General features: G+C 62.1%; 18 protein-coding genes and 1 pseudogene. 9 read left to right on the top strand and 10 right to left on the bottom strand.

Annotated elements, in window-relative coordinates:
* Positions 1 to 50: 50 nt before the first annotated feature.
* The 3 genes and pseudogenes from ARADN35_RS26810 to ARADN35_RS0125295 all read left to right on the top strand — a co-directional run bounded on the left by ARADN35_RS26810 (position 51) and on the right by ARADN35_RS0125295 (position 1,723).
* A pseudogene (locus tag ARADN35_RS26810) lies at positions 51 to 339 on the top strand (DUF4148 domain-containing protein).
* 82 nt (positions 340 to 421) lie between these two features.
* Entirely contained in the window at positions 422 to 715 is a 294-nt protein-coding gene (locus ARADN35_RS0125300) for a hypothetical protein (RefSeq protein ID WP_010467234.1), read from the top strand.
* A gap of 207 nt (positions 716 to 922) precedes the next feature.
* Positions 923 to 1,723, top strand: coding sequence for a hypothetical protein (locus ARADN35_RS0125295; RefSeq protein WP_244265948.1), 801 nt, complete (start codon positions 923 to 925; stop codon positions 1,721 to 1,723).
* Positions 1,724 to 1,828: 105 nt separating this feature from the next.
* Here the strand turns inward: ARADN35_RS0125295 and ARADN35_RS0125290 are convergent, their stop codons facing one another.
* The 9 genes from ARADN35_RS0125290 to ARADN35_RS0125250 all read right to left on the bottom strand — a co-directional run bounded on the left by ARADN35_RS0125290 (position 1,829) and on the right by ARADN35_RS0125250 (position 8,998).
* Complete coding sequence (locus ARADN35_RS0125290; RefSeq protein ID WP_010467232.1) at positions 1,829 to 2,245, bottom strand: F0F1 ATP synthase subunit epsilon; 417 nt, start codon at positions 2,243 to 2,245, stop codon at positions 1,829 to 1,831.
* A 78-nt stretch (positions 2,246 to 2,323) separates the two neighbouring features.
* The gene (atpD, locus tag ARADN35_RS0125285) at positions 2,324 to 3,730 is read right to left on the bottom strand and encodes a F0F1 ATP synthase subunit beta (protein WP_010467231.1); all 1,407 of its coding nucleotides are present in this window, start codon (positions 3,728 to 3,730) and stop codon (positions 2,324 to 2,326) included.
* 33 nt (positions 3,731 to 3,763) lie between these two features.
* Positions 3,764 to 4,630, bottom strand: coding sequence for a F0F1 ATP synthase subunit gamma (atpG, locus tag ARADN35_RS0125280; RefSeq protein ID WP_010467230.1), 867 nt, complete (start codon positions 4,628 to 4,630; stop codon positions 3,764 to 3,766).
* 18 nt (positions 4,631 to 4,648) lie between these two features.
* Positions 4,649 to 6,202 carry a F0F1 ATP synthase subunit alpha gene (gene atpA, locus ARADN35_RS0125275; RefSeq protein WP_010467229.1) on the bottom strand — a complete coding sequence of 518 codons (1,554 nt, stop codon included), beginning with the start codon at positions 6,200 to 6,202 and terminating at the stop codon, positions 4,649 to 4,651.
* Between the two features lie 42 nt (positions 6,203 to 6,244).
* Positions 6,245 to 6,787: a F0F1 ATP synthase subunit delta gene (locus ARADN35_RS0125270; RefSeq protein ID WP_010467227.1), complete on the bottom strand. Its 543-nt coding sequence runs from the start codon at positions 6,785 to 6,787 to the stop codon at positions 6,245 to 6,247.
* Positions 6,788 to 6,797: 10 nt separating this feature from the next.
* A complete protein-coding gene (locus ARADN35_RS0125265) occupies positions 6,798 to 7,268 on the bottom strand; it encodes a F0F1 ATP synthase subunit B (RefSeq protein WP_007847746.1) in 471 nt (156 codons plus the stop codon).
* A 34-nt stretch (positions 7,269 to 7,302) separates the two neighbouring features.
* Positions 7,303 to 7,572 (bottom strand): F0F1 ATP synthase subunit C, encoded by a 270-nt coding sequence (atpE, locus tag ARADN35_RS0125260; protein ID WP_007847749.1) that lies wholly within the window; start codon positions 7,570 to 7,572, stop codon positions 7,303 to 7,305.
* Between the two features lie 54 nt (positions 7,573 to 7,626).
* Positions 7,627 to 8,505: a F0F1 ATP synthase subunit A gene (gene atpB / locus ARADN35_RS0125255; RefSeq protein ID WP_010467223.1), complete on the bottom strand. Its 879-nt coding sequence runs from the start codon at positions 8,503 to 8,505 to the stop codon at positions 7,627 to 7,629.
* Positions 8,506 to 8,524: 19 nt separating this feature from the next.
* The gene (locus tag ARADN35_RS0125250) at positions 8,525 to 8,998 is read right to left on the bottom strand and encodes an ATP synthase subunit I (RefSeq protein ID WP_029414401.1); all 474 of its coding nucleotides are present in this window, start codon (positions 8,996 to 8,998) and stop codon (positions 8,525 to 8,527) included.
* A 276-nt stretch (positions 8,999 to 9,274) separates the two neighbouring features.
* On the opposite strand from ARADN35_RS0125250, the gene ARADN35_RS0125245 reads away from it, so the two are divergent.
* The 6 genes from ARADN35_RS0125245 (at position 9,275) to ARADN35_RS0125220 (ending at position 13,543) form a co-directional block, all read left to right on the top strand.
* Positions 9,275 to 9,592, top strand: a complete 318-nt coding sequence (locus tag ARADN35_RS0125245; RefSeq protein WP_010467220.1) for a YbeD family protein — start codon at positions 9,275 to 9,277, stop codon at positions 9,590 to 9,592.
* A gap of 25 nt (positions 9,593 to 9,617) precedes the next feature.
* Positions 9,618 to 10,313, top strand: a complete 696-nt coding sequence (lipB, locus tag ARADN35_RS0125240; RefSeq protein WP_010467217.1) for a lipoyl(octanoyl) transferase LipB — start codon at positions 9,618 to 9,620, stop codon at positions 10,311 to 10,313.
* A gap of 15 nt (positions 10,314 to 10,328) precedes the next feature.
* The gene (gene lipA, locus ARADN35_RS0125235) at positions 10,329 to 11,309 is read left to right on the top strand and encodes a lipoyl synthase (protein WP_010467215.1); all 981 of its coding nucleotides are present in this window, start codon (positions 10,329 to 10,331) and stop codon (positions 11,307 to 11,309) included.
* A gap of 35 nt (positions 11,310 to 11,344) precedes the next feature.
* Positions 11,345 to 12,064 (top strand): AraC family transcriptional regulator, encoded by a 720-nt coding sequence (locus ARADN35_RS0125230; RefSeq protein WP_010467213.1) that lies wholly within the window; start codon positions 11,345 to 11,347, stop codon positions 12,062 to 12,064.
* A 41-nt stretch (positions 12,065 to 12,105) separates the two neighbouring features.
* Positions 12,106 to 12,594: a hypothetical protein gene (locus tag ARADN35_RS0125225; RefSeq protein ID WP_139019241.1), complete on the top strand. Its 489-nt coding sequence runs from the start codon at positions 12,106 to 12,108 to the stop codon at positions 12,592 to 12,594.
* A gap of 115 nt (positions 12,595 to 12,709) precedes the next feature.
* Positions 12,710 to 13,543, top strand: coding sequence for a DMT family transporter (locus ARADN35_RS0125220; RefSeq protein ID WP_010467210.1), 834 nt, complete (start codon positions 12,710 to 12,712; stop codon positions 13,541 to 13,543).
* 81 nt (positions 13,544 to 13,624) lie between these two features.
* Here the strand turns inward: ARADN35_RS0125220 and ARADN35_RS0125215 are convergent, their stop codons facing one another.
* A complete protein-coding gene (locus tag ARADN35_RS0125215; RefSeq protein ID WP_029414400.1) occupies positions 13,625 to 14,650 on the bottom strand; it encodes a zinc-binding alcohol dehydrogenase family protein in 1,026 nt (341 codons plus the stop codon).
* Positions 14,651 to 14,655: the final 5 nt, after the last annotated feature.

Here is a 14,655-nt window from a genome sequence, read left to right as displayed (position 1 = left end):
TCTTTGTTCCGGTTTTTTGAGCCGCTTTTTTAACTTCAAGGATTTTCATCATGAACAACACCGCACGTTTCCTCTCCATCGCCGCTGTGGCCGCTTTCGCTTCCTTCGGTGCCCAGGCTGACGAAGCCGATGCTTCGCAGTTCGCCACCAAGTTCGACACGAACCGCACCCGCGCTGAAGTGGCTGCTGAAGCCGCTACCGTGGCACAGACCCGCTCCATCGAGCCTGCTGGTTCGCGTGTGGTGACCTACAAGTCCACCGCTGGACCGCGCTGCTGTGCGCAGCCAGGCTGCGGATGCCGTGCGCACCGGCCAGATCCCTTCGGGTGAGCGTGGTTGATTCTTGTTGAATCCACGGTTCACACGTTTTCGTATTCCCAATTACCTCGTCCCCATTTTTTGAATTTCACTGGAGTTTCACCATGAACAACACCGCACGTTTCCTCTCTATCGCCGCCGTGGCTGCTTTCGCTTCTTTCGGTGCCCAGGCTGACGAAGCCGATGCTTCGCAATTTGCAACCAAGTTCGACACGAACCGCACCCGTGCTGAAGTGGCTGCTGAAGCCGCTACCGTGGCACAGACCCGCTCCATCGAGCCTGCTGGCTCGCGTGTGGTGACCTACAAGTCCACCGCTGACCGCGCTGCGGTGCGTGCCCAGGCTGCTGAAGCCCTGCGCACTGGCCAGATCCCTTCGGGCGAATTCAGCGCCATGTAATTCCCAAGGCTCCATGCATTGCGCATGGGGCGGGTGATTGCAGACGCCAAAAAGGCCGGGGTCCCGTGAGGGGCCCCGGCCTTTTTTTGCATGGGGCCGTGGGTTGCAATTCAAAAGGCCCCATCCAACGGGGATGCCCGGACAATAGTCTCGCCACCAACCCCGAACACCAAGATGCCTTCCAGCTACCGCTCCGTTGACCATGTCATGCTGCGGCTCGACGCGGTCGAGCCTTTGTTCAGGCGCTTCAGCGAGACCTTTGGCCTGCCCGTCGCCTGGCCCTTGCAGCGCACCGATTTCGCCACGTACGGTTGGGTCCATGCGGGCAACACGGACCTGGAGTTTTGGGCAGCCACCTCCAATAGCGATCTTCCCGCCCATGCGCAACCGCCCCTGATCCACGGTTTTGCATTGGAGCCGGCCCAGCCCTTGTCAGAAAGTCTCGGGGGGGTGAATGAGGCAGGCATCACCAACAAGCCTCCCCGCACCTTCCAGTCCGAGAACACCCAGGGCGAGCTGGTCACAAATTTCACCAATGCGGTGCTGCTCGACCTGTCCGCCCCCAGCTGCTGCGTGTTCTTTTGCGAATGGGACCCGCACGCAGCCATCTATCCCTGGTCAGAAGCTGCCACGCCGGTACACCGCCGTGCGCAACATCGGCAGGCCCTGCTGCACCGTGAGGGTGGCCCTCTGGGGATCATTGGACTGCACGCCATACGCATGGGCACACCAGATATCGAGACACTCGGGCGCCAATGGCGAGCGCTCGCCGGCGCGCCCTCCGGGCATTCGATTGCGCTCACGCCCGACATCTCCCTGGAGCTGGTTCCCGGACGCCATCTGCGGATTGAATCACTGTCGTTTGGCGTACGCTCGCTGGCCGTAGCGCGCGCCTTTCTGGCCAGCCGCCTGCTGCTTCAGGCGGATACGGGGAATGAGCTCTCCGTGGCCTGTGAAGGTTTACAGATCCGTCTGGTGGAAGCATCCCCAGCGTTGCCTTTGCCTTGAGTCACTCCACGGTCGCCTCACGTAGCTCACGTCTTTTGCACGAAGCGGGCATAAAAAAAACCCGGCATGGCCGGGTTTTTTTGGGCAGATCCGCAAGGTCCAGAGTCACTTCTTCTGGCGAAACTTGCGAAGCGCTGCAATCTGCGCAGCCATCACGGCCAGTTCAGACTGGGCCTTGGCCAGGTCGATCTCGCTCTTGGCATTCTTCAGGGCTTCCTCAGCAGAGGCCTTGGCGGCATTGGCCTTCTCGTCGTCCAGGTCTTTGCCACGGATGGCGGTATCGGACAACACGGTCACGCAGTTGGGCTGCACTTCCAGAATGCCACCGGCCACGAAGACAAACTCTTCGGAACCGTCAGCCATTTCGATGCGCACCGAGCCCGGCTTGATACGGGTGATCAGCGGGGTGTGGCGGGGATAGATGCCCAACTCGCCAGCTTCACCAGGCAGCGCCACGAAACGCGCTTCACCGGAGAAGATGGACTCTTCGGCACTGACCACATCAACGTGGATGGTGTTCATCATTGCTCCTAGGAAAAGAGGGGTTGCTGAATTGCTCAGGATGGCCGGGCAGCACAGGGCTGCTCAGCCGCCGGGCAATCAGGCCACCTTCTTGGCCTTTTCGAAGGCTTCGTCAATGGTACCCACCATGTAGAAAGCTTGTTCTGGCAGGTGATCGCATTCGCCGGCCACAATCATCTTGAAACCACGGATGGTTTCCGACAGTGGAACGTACTTGCCTGGCGAGCCCGTGAACACTTCGGCCACGTGGAAAGGCTGCGACAGGAAACGCTGGATCTTGCGCGCGCGGGCCACGGCCAGCTTGTCTTCAGGAGCCAGTTCGTCCATGCCCAGAATGGCAATGATGTCGCGCAGTTCCTTGTAGCGCTGCAGCGTGCCTTGCACCGCACGGGCCGTGGCGTAGTGGTCTTCACCCACGACGTTCGGGTCCAGCTGGCGGCTGGTGGAGTCCAGAGGGTCCACGGCAGGGTAGATACCCAGCGAAGCGATGTCACGCGACAGCACCACGGTGGAATCCAAGTGGGCAAACGTCGTGGCAGGCGATGGATCGGTCAAGTCATCGGCAGGCACGTAAACGGCCTGGATGGAAGTGATCGAACCCACCTTGGTCGAGGTGATACGTTCTTGCAGACGGCCCATTTCTTCAGCCAGCGTAGGCTGATAGCCCACGGCGGAAGGCATACGGCCCAGCAGGGCGGACACTTCGGTACCGGCCAGGGTGTAGCGGTAGATGTTGTCCACGAAGAACAGCACGTCACGGCCTTCGTCGCGGAACGACTCGGCGATGGTCAGGCCGGTCAGCGCCACGCGCAGACGGTTGCCTGGGGGCTCGTTCATCTGGCCATACACCATGGCAACCTTGGACTCTTCGAGCTTCTCCAGGTTCACCACGCCGGAATCGGCCATTTCGTGATAGAAGTCGTTCCCTTCGCGGGTACGCTCGCCCACACCAGCGAACACCGACAGACCGCTGTGGGCCTTGGCGATGTTGTTGATGAGTTCCATCATGTTCACGGTCTTGCCCACACCGGCGCCACCGAACAGACCCACCTTGCCGCCCTTGGCGAACGGGCAGACCAAGTCGATCACCTTGATGCCGGTTTCCAGCAACTCTTGCGAAGGCGACAGCTCGTCGTACGCAGGGGCCTTGCGGTGGATGGATGCCGTCAGTTCCTGGCTGACAGGACCACGTTCGTCGATGGGCGCGCCCAGCACGTCCATGATGCGGCCCAGCGTGGCCTTGCCCACGGGCACTGTGATCGGCGCGTGGGTGTTGGTCACCATGATGCCGCGGCGCAGGCCGTCGGAAGACCCCAGCGCAATGGTACGCACCACGCCGTCGCCCAGCTGCTGCTGCACTTCCAGCGTCAGGGTCGAGCCGTCGAGCTTCAGAGCGTCGTAAATCTTGGGCATCTGGTCGCGCGGGAACTCAACGTCCACCACAGCGCCGATACATTGAACAATCTTGCCTTGCACTTGAGCCATTTTTCGCTCCAATTTAGATGTTGGTTGAGCCGCTTACACAGCTGCGGCGCCGGATACGATTTCCGAAAGTTCTTTCGTGATCGCTGCTTGGCGCGTCTTGTTGTAGACCAGCTTCAACTCGCCAATGACGCTGCCGGCGTTGTCGGTGGCAGCCTTCATGGCCACCATGCGTGCCGACTGCTCGGACGCCATGTTTTCCGCAACGGCCTGGTAGATCAGGGACTCGACATAGCGGACCAGCAGATCGTCGATCACGGTCTGTGCATCGGGCTCGTAGATGTAGTCCCAGCCATGTTCGGTCTTCTCGGCCTGCATCTGCGCGGACGACAGAGGGAGCAGCTGCTCCACCACTGACTCCTGCTTCATGGTGTTGATGAACTTGGTGTAGCTCAGGTACACCGCGTTGATCTTGCCTTCTGCATACGCATCGAGCAGCACCTTCACGGGGCCGATCAGCTTGTCCAGATGGGGTGTGTCGCCCAGACCCGTCACGTGCGAAACCACCTTGGCGCCGACACGGTTCAGAAAACCCAGGCCCTTGTTGCCGATGGCAACCGCCTCGGTGGACACGCCAGCACCCTGCAGCTCACGCAGCTTGGACGTCACGACGCGCAACACGTTGGTGTTCATGCCACCACAGAGGCCTTTGTCGGTCGTCACCACGATCACGCCCGCCGTCTTGGCATCGTTCACTTTCATGAACGGATGCACGTATTCCGGATTGGCGTGGCCGAGATTGGCTGCAATGTTGCGGATCTTCTCGCTGTAAGGGCGGGCAGCCCGCATCCGTTCCTGCGCCTTGCGCATTTTGGATGCAGCCACCATTTCCATGGCTTTGGTGATCTTCTTGGTGTTTTCCACCGATTTGATCTTGCCGCGTATTTCCTTGCCTGCTGCCATGATGGCTCCTCGTCCGGTTTAAGCGAACGACTTCTTGAACGCGCCGATGGCAGCGGTCAATTCGGCTTCTGCGTCCTTGTCCATGGCCTTGGCCTGTTCCAGCTTGGCCAGCAGAGCGGCGTGGCTGGTTTTCAGGAACTGGTGCAGGCCGTGTTCGAAGTCGAGAACCTTCTTGACATCGATGTCGTCCATGAAGCCCTTGTTCACAGCAAACAGCGTAGAGGCCATCAACGAGATGGACAGCGGGCTGTACTGTGCCTGCTTGAGCAGTTCGGTCACGCGGGCACCGCGATCCAGCTGCTTGCGGGTGGCTTCGTCCAGATCGGAAGCGAACTGCGCGAACGCAGCCAGTTCACGGTACTGGGCCAGGTCGGTACGGATACCACCGGACAGGTTCTTCACCAGCTTCGTCTGGGCAGCACCACCGACGCGCGACACCGAGATACCGGCGTTGATGGCGGGGCGGATACCGGCGTTGAACAGGCTGGTCTCCAGGAAGATCTGGCCGTCCGTGATCGAGATCACGTTGGTAGGCACAAAAGCGGACACGTCGCCAGCTTGCGTTTCGATGATCGGCAGAGCCGTCAGCGAACCCGTCTTGCCCTTGACTTCACCCTTGGTGAAGGCTTCGACGTAGTCGGCGTTCACGCGGGCTGCGCGTTCGAGCAGACGGCTGTGGAGATAGAACACGTCGCCAGGATAGGCTTCACGGCCTGGTGGGCGGCGCAGCAGCAGCGACACTTGGCGGTAAGCCACGGCTTGCTTGGACAGGTCGTCATACACGATCAGAGCGTCTTCGCCACGGTCGCGGAAGTATTCGCCCATCGTGCAACCCGAGTAGGCCGACACGTACTGCATGGCGGCCGATTCGGAGGCCGATGCGGCCACCACGATCGTGTAGTCCATCGCACCGGCTTGTTCCAGTGCGCGCACGACGTTCTTGATCGACGAAGCCTTCTGACCGATGGCGACGTAGATACAGGTCACGCCCTGGCCCTTCTGGGCAATGATGGCGTCGATGGCCACGGCCGTCTTGCCGGTCTGGCGGTCACCAATGATCAGCTCGCGCTGGCCACGGCCCACGGGCACCATGGAGTCGATGGACTTCAGGCCGGTCTGCAGGGGTTGGTCCACCGATTTACGGGCGATCACGCCCGGAGCGACCTTTTCGATCACGTCGGTGAGCTTGGCGTTGATGGGTCCCTTGCCGTCGATCGGCTGGCCCAGAGCATTCACCACGCGGCCAATCAGCTCAGGGCCGACGGGCACTTCCAGAATGCGGCCCGTGCACTTGACGGTGTCGCCTTCCGAGATGTGTTCGTACTCACCCAGAATCACGGCGCCGACGGAGTCGCGCTCGAGGTTCAGAGCCAGACCGTAGGAAGGTTGACCGTCCTTGGTGGCGGGGAACTCAAGCATTTCACCTTGCATCACGTCCGACAGGCCGTGAACGCGCACGATACCGTCCGACACGGACACCACGGTACCCTGATTGCGGATATCGCTGCTGGCAGCCAGACCTTCGATGCGGCTCTTGATGAGTTCAGAAATTTCTGCGGGATTGAGTTGCATGACTCTTTCCTTCTTTCTTTGGTTCGCTGTCCTCGCCGCGTGTTACGCGGTGAGGGCCGCTTTCATTTGTTCAAGACGGGCCTTGACCGAAGTGTCCAGCACCTCGTCACCCACCACTACGCGAATGCCGCCAATCAAAGACTCGTCCTGCTGAACGGCGAGATTGAGCTTGCGGCCGAAGCGCTTTTCCAGCGCTGCGCTGACCTCGGACAGTGCGGCACTGTCCATCGGAAAGGCGCTGTACACCACGGCATCCGAAGAGCCGCTACGGCGATTCACGAGGGCACGAAACTGCGCAGCCACTTCCGGAAGCGCGTTGAGGCGCCCGTTGTCGATGACCGTGCGCAGAAAGTTCTTGGCCGTGTCGGACAGCGCCGAGCGCGCCACACCCGTGACAACTGCAAACACCTGGTCTGCGGTCACCTTGGGGTTGTCCGCCAGCTGGCGCAACTGGGGGTTGGCGGCAATGGCCGCCAGTTCATCGACCCAGTCAGCAGTGCTGGCCAGGTCCATGCCCGCACCCGCAGTCGCGGCCTTGAACAGAGCATCCGCGTAAGGGCGGGCAATGGTGGCGAGTTCAGCCATGTGTGTCCCCTTACAGCTCGGTCTTCAAGCGGTTGAGCAGGTCGGCGTGAACGCCGGCATTGACTTCCTTGCGGAGAATCTGCTCAGCCCCCTTGACGGCCAGCGCAGCGACCTGCTCACGCAGGGCCTCGCGGGCTTGCACGGTTTGCTGTTCGGCTTCGGCACGTGCGGAAGCGACAATCTTGTTGCCCTCTTCCGTGGCGCGTGCCTTGGCTTCTTCGATGATGGCCTGGGCACGTCGGTCGGCGTCCGCAAGACGCGAGGCCGTTTCGTTGCGCGCCTGTGACAATTCCTTCTCGACGCGCTGGTTCGCAGCGGTCAGCTCGGACTTGGCACGGTCGGCAGCAGCGAGGCCTTCGGCGATTTTCTGGGCTCGTTCATCCAACGCCTTCGCGATCGGGGGCCACACGAATTTCATCGTGAACCACACCAGGATCAAGAAGACGATGGCCTGAATGAACAGGGTCGCGTTGATACTCACGGCAACACCTTTCTAGAGTGGCGTTGAACGGGACTTACTTGGGCAGGTTGGCCAAGAACGTCGAAGCGAAGGGGTTGGCGAATGCGAACAGCAGGGCGATGGCCACGCCGATCAGGAAGGCAGCGTCGATCAGACCGGCCAAGATGAACATCTTGGTTTGCAGTTCGTTGATCAGTTCAGGCTGACGTGCCGACGATTCGAGGAACTTGCCACCCATCAGTGCGATACCGATGGAAGCGCCGATAGCGCCCAGACCAACGATCAGACCACAAGCCAGAGCGACGAGACCGAGAATGTTTTCCATGATGACTCCTGAGTAAAAAAGAAAAGTTAAGGAAAGAAAAAGCGAAAGGGAAACTTAGTGCGCGTTGTGCGCCTGACCGAGGTAGATCAGCGCAAGCATCATGAAGATGAACGCTTGCAGCGAGATCACCAAAATGTGGAACAGCGTCCAGATGGTGCCAGCGATGACGTGGCCCACAGGCAGCAGCACACCCGACAGCGACAGTGCAGCTGCGCCGCCCATCAGGGCAATCAGCATGAACACCAGTTCGCCAGCGTACATGTTGCCGAACAACCGCATGCCATGCGACACGGTGTTGGCGACATATTCAATGATCTGCATCAGCAGGTTCACCACGCCCAGGATCAGGGCGAAGATGGGATTCTTGCTGGTGCCGAATGGCGCCGACACGAGTTCGTGCGCCCAGCCGCCAGCGCCCTTGATCTTGACGCTGTACCAGAAGCGCAGGATCAGGATGGCAAACGCCAGACCCAGGGTGGTCGACAGGTCGGCCGTCGGCACGACACGCAGGTAGGCGTGGTGAGGATCATGGCCGGCGGCACCGTAAATCTGGGCCCAGATGGCGGGCAGCAGGTCCACAGGGAGCATGTCCATGAAGTTCATCAGGAAGATCCAGACGAACACCGTGAGGCCCAGAGGGGCGATGAACTTGCGGCTTTCGGCGTTGTGGATGTTGGCCTTGGCCTGGTTGTCCACCATCTCGACCAGCATCTCCACCGCAGCCTGGAAACGGCCTGGGACGCCAGAGGTTGCCTTACGGGCAGCTGACCACAGAATCAAAAGGGTGAGGGCACCCAGAACCAAACCCACGATGATCGAGTCATAGTTGATGACGGTGAAATCAACAATCTTGGTCTGGTTGACGTTTTGAAGATGCTGCAGGTGGTGAACGATGTATTCACTTGCAGTCGGAGCGTGCGCTTCTGCGGCCATCGGACAACTCTTCTCTATATCAATCGGTTTTTCGGACACCAGGCCGCACCAAAAGTGCCACCCAGTACGTTTTCATTGCGACCACCATGCCAACCAGCAAGGCAATCCAGCTCAAGCCCGGCACCAGCCGAGGCGCCACTGCAAGCAGCGCCACTGTCAGCACGATCTTGGCGATCTCCCAGCCAAAGAACCCCACCATGGCAGCACGCGGATTGGAAGACGCCGAATGACGCAACACACCGCGAGCAAACAAAGCTGCCGGAGCCACTACAGCCAGCGCACCATAAGCTGCAGACCAGCCCACCGATGCCCTGCCCGTCAGAACCCAGGCCACCAGGGCCACCAGCATTCCGACCAGCGCCTGACCTGCCACCACCTTCCATACCGAGATGGAAGGATTGCGACTACGCCACTGCTCTGCCTCTTGGGCCGTCAGGGACTTGAAGTCAGATTCTTCAGCCTCAATTTCAGTCTCAGGCGGGATTGTTTTCATCGTTGAATGACGCCCGCGTTACAGACTGCAACTTTCACAAAGCCTCTAATTATAAGTAAAAACCCGTGACGCTCGACAAAGACCTGCAAGCCCGGCCTGAAACCGGTGCGTGTGTGTGCTCTGTTGTGGTGACAGTCCAACGGCTTTTTTCCTTTCTTCCGCACCGCCATGCACTGGTCTGGGGCATGCCGTCGTGCGCCAGGCGCCACTACGACAACCCCGCTGGCGCACAATGGCAAAGCCCTGCCAGCTATTGAAACCGAAGCAGCATTCACCATGACATCCTCCAGCCCACCACCTGCCAACGGCCTCGACGCACAGACTAACGATCCGCGCAAAGACTCGTTGATCGAATACCCCTCCAGGTTCCCCATCAAGGTCATGGGCGCCAAGGTGGACGGCTTTGTGCATGCTGTCACTGAATTGGCCCGCCAGTTTGATCCAAGCTTTGACGCTGGCACCATTGAACTTCGCGACAGCCGCGCTGGCAATTACCTCGGAGTAACCATCACCATCACTGCAACCAGCCGCGAGCAGCTCGACGGCCTGTACCGTGCACTGTCGTCGCATCCCATGGTGAAGGTGGTTCTGTAGCCCGAGGCTGCAGCAAATTTGTCGCATGGGCATCGACATTCGCATACTGGGCCGCGTGGACTATGGCGCCACCGTGCAGGCGATGCAGGATTACACGGCCACCCGCACCCCCGACACGCCAGACGCATTGTGGGTGTGTGAGCACGCCCCGCTGTATACACAGGGACTCGCAGGCAAAAGTGATCACGTGCTGAACCCGGGCGACATCCCCGTCGTTGCCACCAACCGTGGCGGGCAGGTCACTTTCCACGGTCCCGGCCAAGTGGTGGCCTACCCGCTGATCGACCTGCAGCGCGCCGGCTACTTCGTCAAGGAGTACGTCTACCGCGTGGAAGAAGCCGTGATCCGCACGCTGGCGCACTTTGGCATCACCGGCCATCGAGTGGGCGGCGCACCTGGCATCTACGTGCGCCTGGACGACCCCCACAGCCACGCCATGCTGCCCCAGCGCCCACAAAAACAAATCGGCACGGCCGCACCGGTTCCCGATTTCGAAGGCGTGGGCAAGATCGCCGCCCTGGGCATCAAGGTCAGCCGGCACAGCACCTACCACGGCGTGGCACTCAATGTGGCGATGGACCTGGAACCCTTCGCGCGCATCAACCCTTGCGGTTACGCAGGATTGAAAACGGTGGACCTTTCTACAATCGGGGTCCAAACCACCTGGGAAGAAGCCGCGCAGGTGCTGGGCCAGCAGCTCAGCATCCGGTTGGCGCCCTGAACTCTGCCTACAGCCATGAGCACCCCTGAAGTCGTCCGCGAAGCGCAATCCACCGAAGCCTACAACCCGCTGGCCAAGCAAAAGGCTGCCGCCAAGCTGTCGCGCATTCCGATCAAGGTGGAGCAGGGCGAGGTGCTCAAGAAGCCCGAATGGATTCGCGTGAAGGCGGGCAGCCCCACCACGCGCTTCTACGAGATCAAGGAAATCCTGCGCGAACACAAGCTGCACACGGTGTGCGAAGAAGCGTCGTGTCCCAACATCGGCGAATGCTTTGGCAAAGGCACGGCCACCTTCATGATCATGGGTGACAAGTGCACGCGCCGCTGCCCGTTCTGCGACGTGGGCCATGGCCGCCCCGACCCGCTCGACAAGGACGAGCCGCTGAACCTGGCCAAGACCATTGCCGCACTCAAGCTCAAGTACGTGGTGATCACCAGCGTGGACCGCGACGACCTGCGCGATGGCGGCAGCGGCCACTTCGTGGAATGCATCCAGAACATCCGCGAACTGTCGCCCACCACGCAGATCGAGATCCTGGTGCCCGACTTTCGGGGCCGCGACGACCGCGCGCTCGAGATCCTGAAGGCCGCGCCGCCCGACGTGATGAACCACAACCTGGAAACCGCGCCTCGCCTGTACAAGGAAGCGCGTCCGGGCTCCGACTACCAGTTCAGCCTGAACCTGCTCAAGAAGTTCAAGGCCCTGCACCCCAAGGTGCCCACCAAGAGCGGCATCATGGTCGGACTGGGCGAGACGGACGAAGAGATCCTGCAGGTGATGCGCGACATGCGCGAACACCACATCGACATGCTGACCATCGGCCAGTACCTGTCGCCCAGCAACAGCCACCTGCCCGTGCGCCGCTACGTGCACCCCGACACCTTCAAGATGTTCGAGGAAGAGGCCTACAAGATGGGCTTCAGCCACGCGGCGGTGGGCGCCATGGTGCGCAGCAGCTACCACGCCGATCAGCAGGCACACGCCGCAGGCGTGTAAGTCCCGCGCAGAGCAAAACTGCAGAGCGCACGCACATGGGCCCGGCGGAATCGCTCTCGCTGCGGCGCTATGGCGCATCGCCGGGCAGCCACAGCCACGCACATTTCCAGATCCTGCTGGGCCTCTCGGGCGCGCTGGAGCTTGAGGTCGAAGGCCGCGGCTGGCGCGTGGACCCTGGCGCGGGTTGCGTGATCGCACCTGGTGACCGGCACGACTTCGCATCCTCCGGCGGTAGCCTTTGCCTGGTGCTGGACAGCAGCCACTCTGACTGGGCGCGCTGCGCCGCGCAGCGCGCCGGCCATTCCATATTGCCCGCCCCGGCCCTGCCACTGGTGCGCTACCTGGCTACCGCCCTACGGCACCGCGCTCCCCTGGCCCAGGTCCACGGCCCTGCGCTGTTGCGCGAAGCCTGGCTGGCTGACAGCATCGACCGCGCCACCACCGGATCCCCAGGCAGCCACGTCCGCCGCCGCCCTATCGACTGGACCGCGCTGGAGCAGTGGGCCGCACAGCAGTGGCACACACCCCTTACCGTGGCCGACCTGGCACAGCGCGTGCACCTCAGCCCCAGCCAGTTCGCGGCGCGCTGTCGCGACGACCGGGGTGTGAGCGCCATGGCCTGGCTGCGCAGCCTGCGGCTTGAGCATGCCCAGTTGCTTCGCGACAGCGGCCTGGCTGTCGGCGAGGTGGCGCGGCGCACGGGCTACCGCTCCCCCTCGGCGTTGACGGCGGCGCTGCGGCGTCTCCAGGCATAGGGCTACCTCAAGCTCCACACCTCTCAACATCTGCCAAGATCATGACTCGCGTTGCACCGCTCCGTATGTTCGTGGCGTCCCTGATGGCCTCGATGGCGTTTTGGACTGTGGCTGCCATCTGCCTGGTGTTGCCCGTCGCGCAAACTCCTTACGTCCACGCAGACGGCAGCCCTGACAACGCACCAGTACGTGCCGTTGGCGTCTTGATCATGCTCTCCCCTCTGCTCCTGGCTGTGCTCACAGCAGCCATTTTTATCAGTGCCTTTGTACTTCAACGATTCAAAAGACTGTCGCCCCGTTCGATTGCAACGATGGTGGTTACAGCCAGCCTCGGCGTGGCGACGCTTCTGGTCATCGACCGTCATTTCGGTTGGCGCGACCAGCTGTACTACTTGGCAGGCTTCTTTTCATTCCTCCTGACCGCGTTCAGCACCTCTGCTGCAGTGTGGTGGAAAGTGGCGCGCGCCGCCTCATCCATCAGCCCCGCCTGCGATCCGCAGATCGACAGCCTGCCGCAGCAAACCCGCTGACCGACGCGTCGACCTGACGGCTCGGTATCGATTCGTTCTCCATACGCCTCGCACCGTCGTTCCGCGACGAGCCACCGTCGCCGCACAACGGGCAGTGCACCTATCCTTGGCGCCTATGCAAGCCAATCTCTACGCCCTGGGCGCCATCGCGCTGTGGGCTTCCCTCGCCTCGCTGGGGGTGTCGCTCACCCACATTCCGCCGTTCCTCCTCACGGGCATCGCGCTCATCATTGGCAGCGTGCCGGCCTGGCCGTTCGTGCTGCGCGATCCGTCGCAGTGGCGCATTCCGCTGCGCACGCTGGCACTCGGCGTGTATGGCCTGTTCGCGTACCACTTCCTGCTCTTCATTGCGCTGCGCCACGCGCCACCGGTAGAGGCCAACCTCGTCAACTACCTGTGGCCACTGTTCATCGTGGTGCTCTCGCCCGTGGTGCTGCCCGGCGTGTCGCTGCGCCTGCCGCATGTGCTGGCGGCACTGCTGGGTTTTGGGGGTGCCGGCATTGCGATCGTGGGCGGCCGCGAGCTGAGCGGCACGCTGGCCTGGGGCTATCTGCCCGCGCTCGCAGCAGCATTCATCTGGGCCACGTACTCGCTGCTGACCAAGCGCGTGGCCGCCTTCCCGACCACGGCCATCGGGCTGTTCGGGCTGGTGTCGGGGGTGCTGTCGCTGCTCTGCCATGTGGCGCTGGAGCCTGCCGTGGCGCTGCATCCGCGCGACTGGGCACTGCTGGCGGTGCTGGGCCTGGGGCCGCTGGGGGCGTCGTTTTTCATGTGGGACAAGGCCCTCAAGCTCGGGGACGCGCGGCACATCGGCATCCTGAGCTACATCACGCCGCTGGCATCCACCGCGCTGCTGATTGTGGTGAGTGGCCGCACGTTCAGCTGGAGCATTGCACTGGCCACGGCGATGATCATCAGCGCGGCGGTGATGGGGATGCGGGCACGCTGACGGGCAGAGATATCAACCAAATCGGCCTCTAGCGCTTATCCACCAAGCGCCAGAAGCTATTGATTCAATAGCAATTGATATTCACCACCCCGCCAGCACCAGTTTGCCCGTGGTGTGCGCCGATTCGATGCGGCGGTGCACATCGCGCAGGTGGGTGGCGTTGATGGTGCCCACCACCTCGCGCAGCGTGCTGCGCAGGCTGCCTGCATCGATGCGACGCGCTACCTCGGCCAACAGGGCGTGCTGCGCGGCCATGTCGGGCGTTTGGAACATGCTGCGGGTGAACATCATCTCCCACACAAACCCCAGGCTCTTGGCTTTGAGCAGGTTCAGGTCGAGCGGTTGGGCATTCTCCACAATGCCGCAGGCGCGCCCCTGGGGTTTGAGCACGCTGGGCAGCGCGGCAAAGTGCGTGTCGGTGTCGGCCAGCAGGAGCACATGGTTGACTTCCCCCACACCCAGGGCGTCGAGCTGCGGGCGCAGCGGTTGGTGGTGGTCCACCACATGGGCCGCGCCCAGTTCACGCACCCAGTTCACCGACTCGGCGCGCGATGCGGTGCCCACCACCGTCAGGCCCGCCGCCACCGCCAGTTGCACGGCGATGGAGCCGACGCCGCCGCCCGCGCCAATGATCAGGATCGATTGACCGCGTTGGGGGCTGTCCGCGGCAGGTGTGGGCAACAAGCCCAGGCGGTCGAACAGGGCCTCCCAGGCTGTGATGGCGGTGAGAGGCAGTGCGGCGGCCTCGGCAAAACCCAACGAGGCGGGTTTGGGGCCAGTGATGCGCTCGTCCACCAGCACAAACTGCGCGTTGCTGCCCGCGCGGGTGATGTCGCCCGCAAAGTACACGGCGTCACCCACCACAAAGCGGTTCACGGCGCTGCCCACGGCCACCACGGTGCCGGCAGCATCCCAGCCCAGCACGCGGGGGCCGGCGGGGGGCGGCGACTTCTGGGCGCGCACCTTGGCATCCACCGGGTTCACGGAAATCGCCTCGACCTGCACCAGCAGGTCGTGCGCGCCCGGGGTGGGCACGGGCAGGGTCAGGTCCACCAGGGCTTCGGGGTGGTCAATGGGCAGGTACTGGTGCAGGCCAACGGCCTTCATGGTGG

Origin of the sequence: Acidovorax radicis N35 (assembly GCF_000204195.1) — a bacterium.
Classification (GTDB): domain Bacteria; phylum Pseudomonadota; class Gammaproteobacteria; order Burkholderiales; family Burkholderiaceae_C; genus Acidovorax; species Acidovorax radicis.
This window is presented reverse-complemented; position numbering and strand designations above follow the sequence as displayed.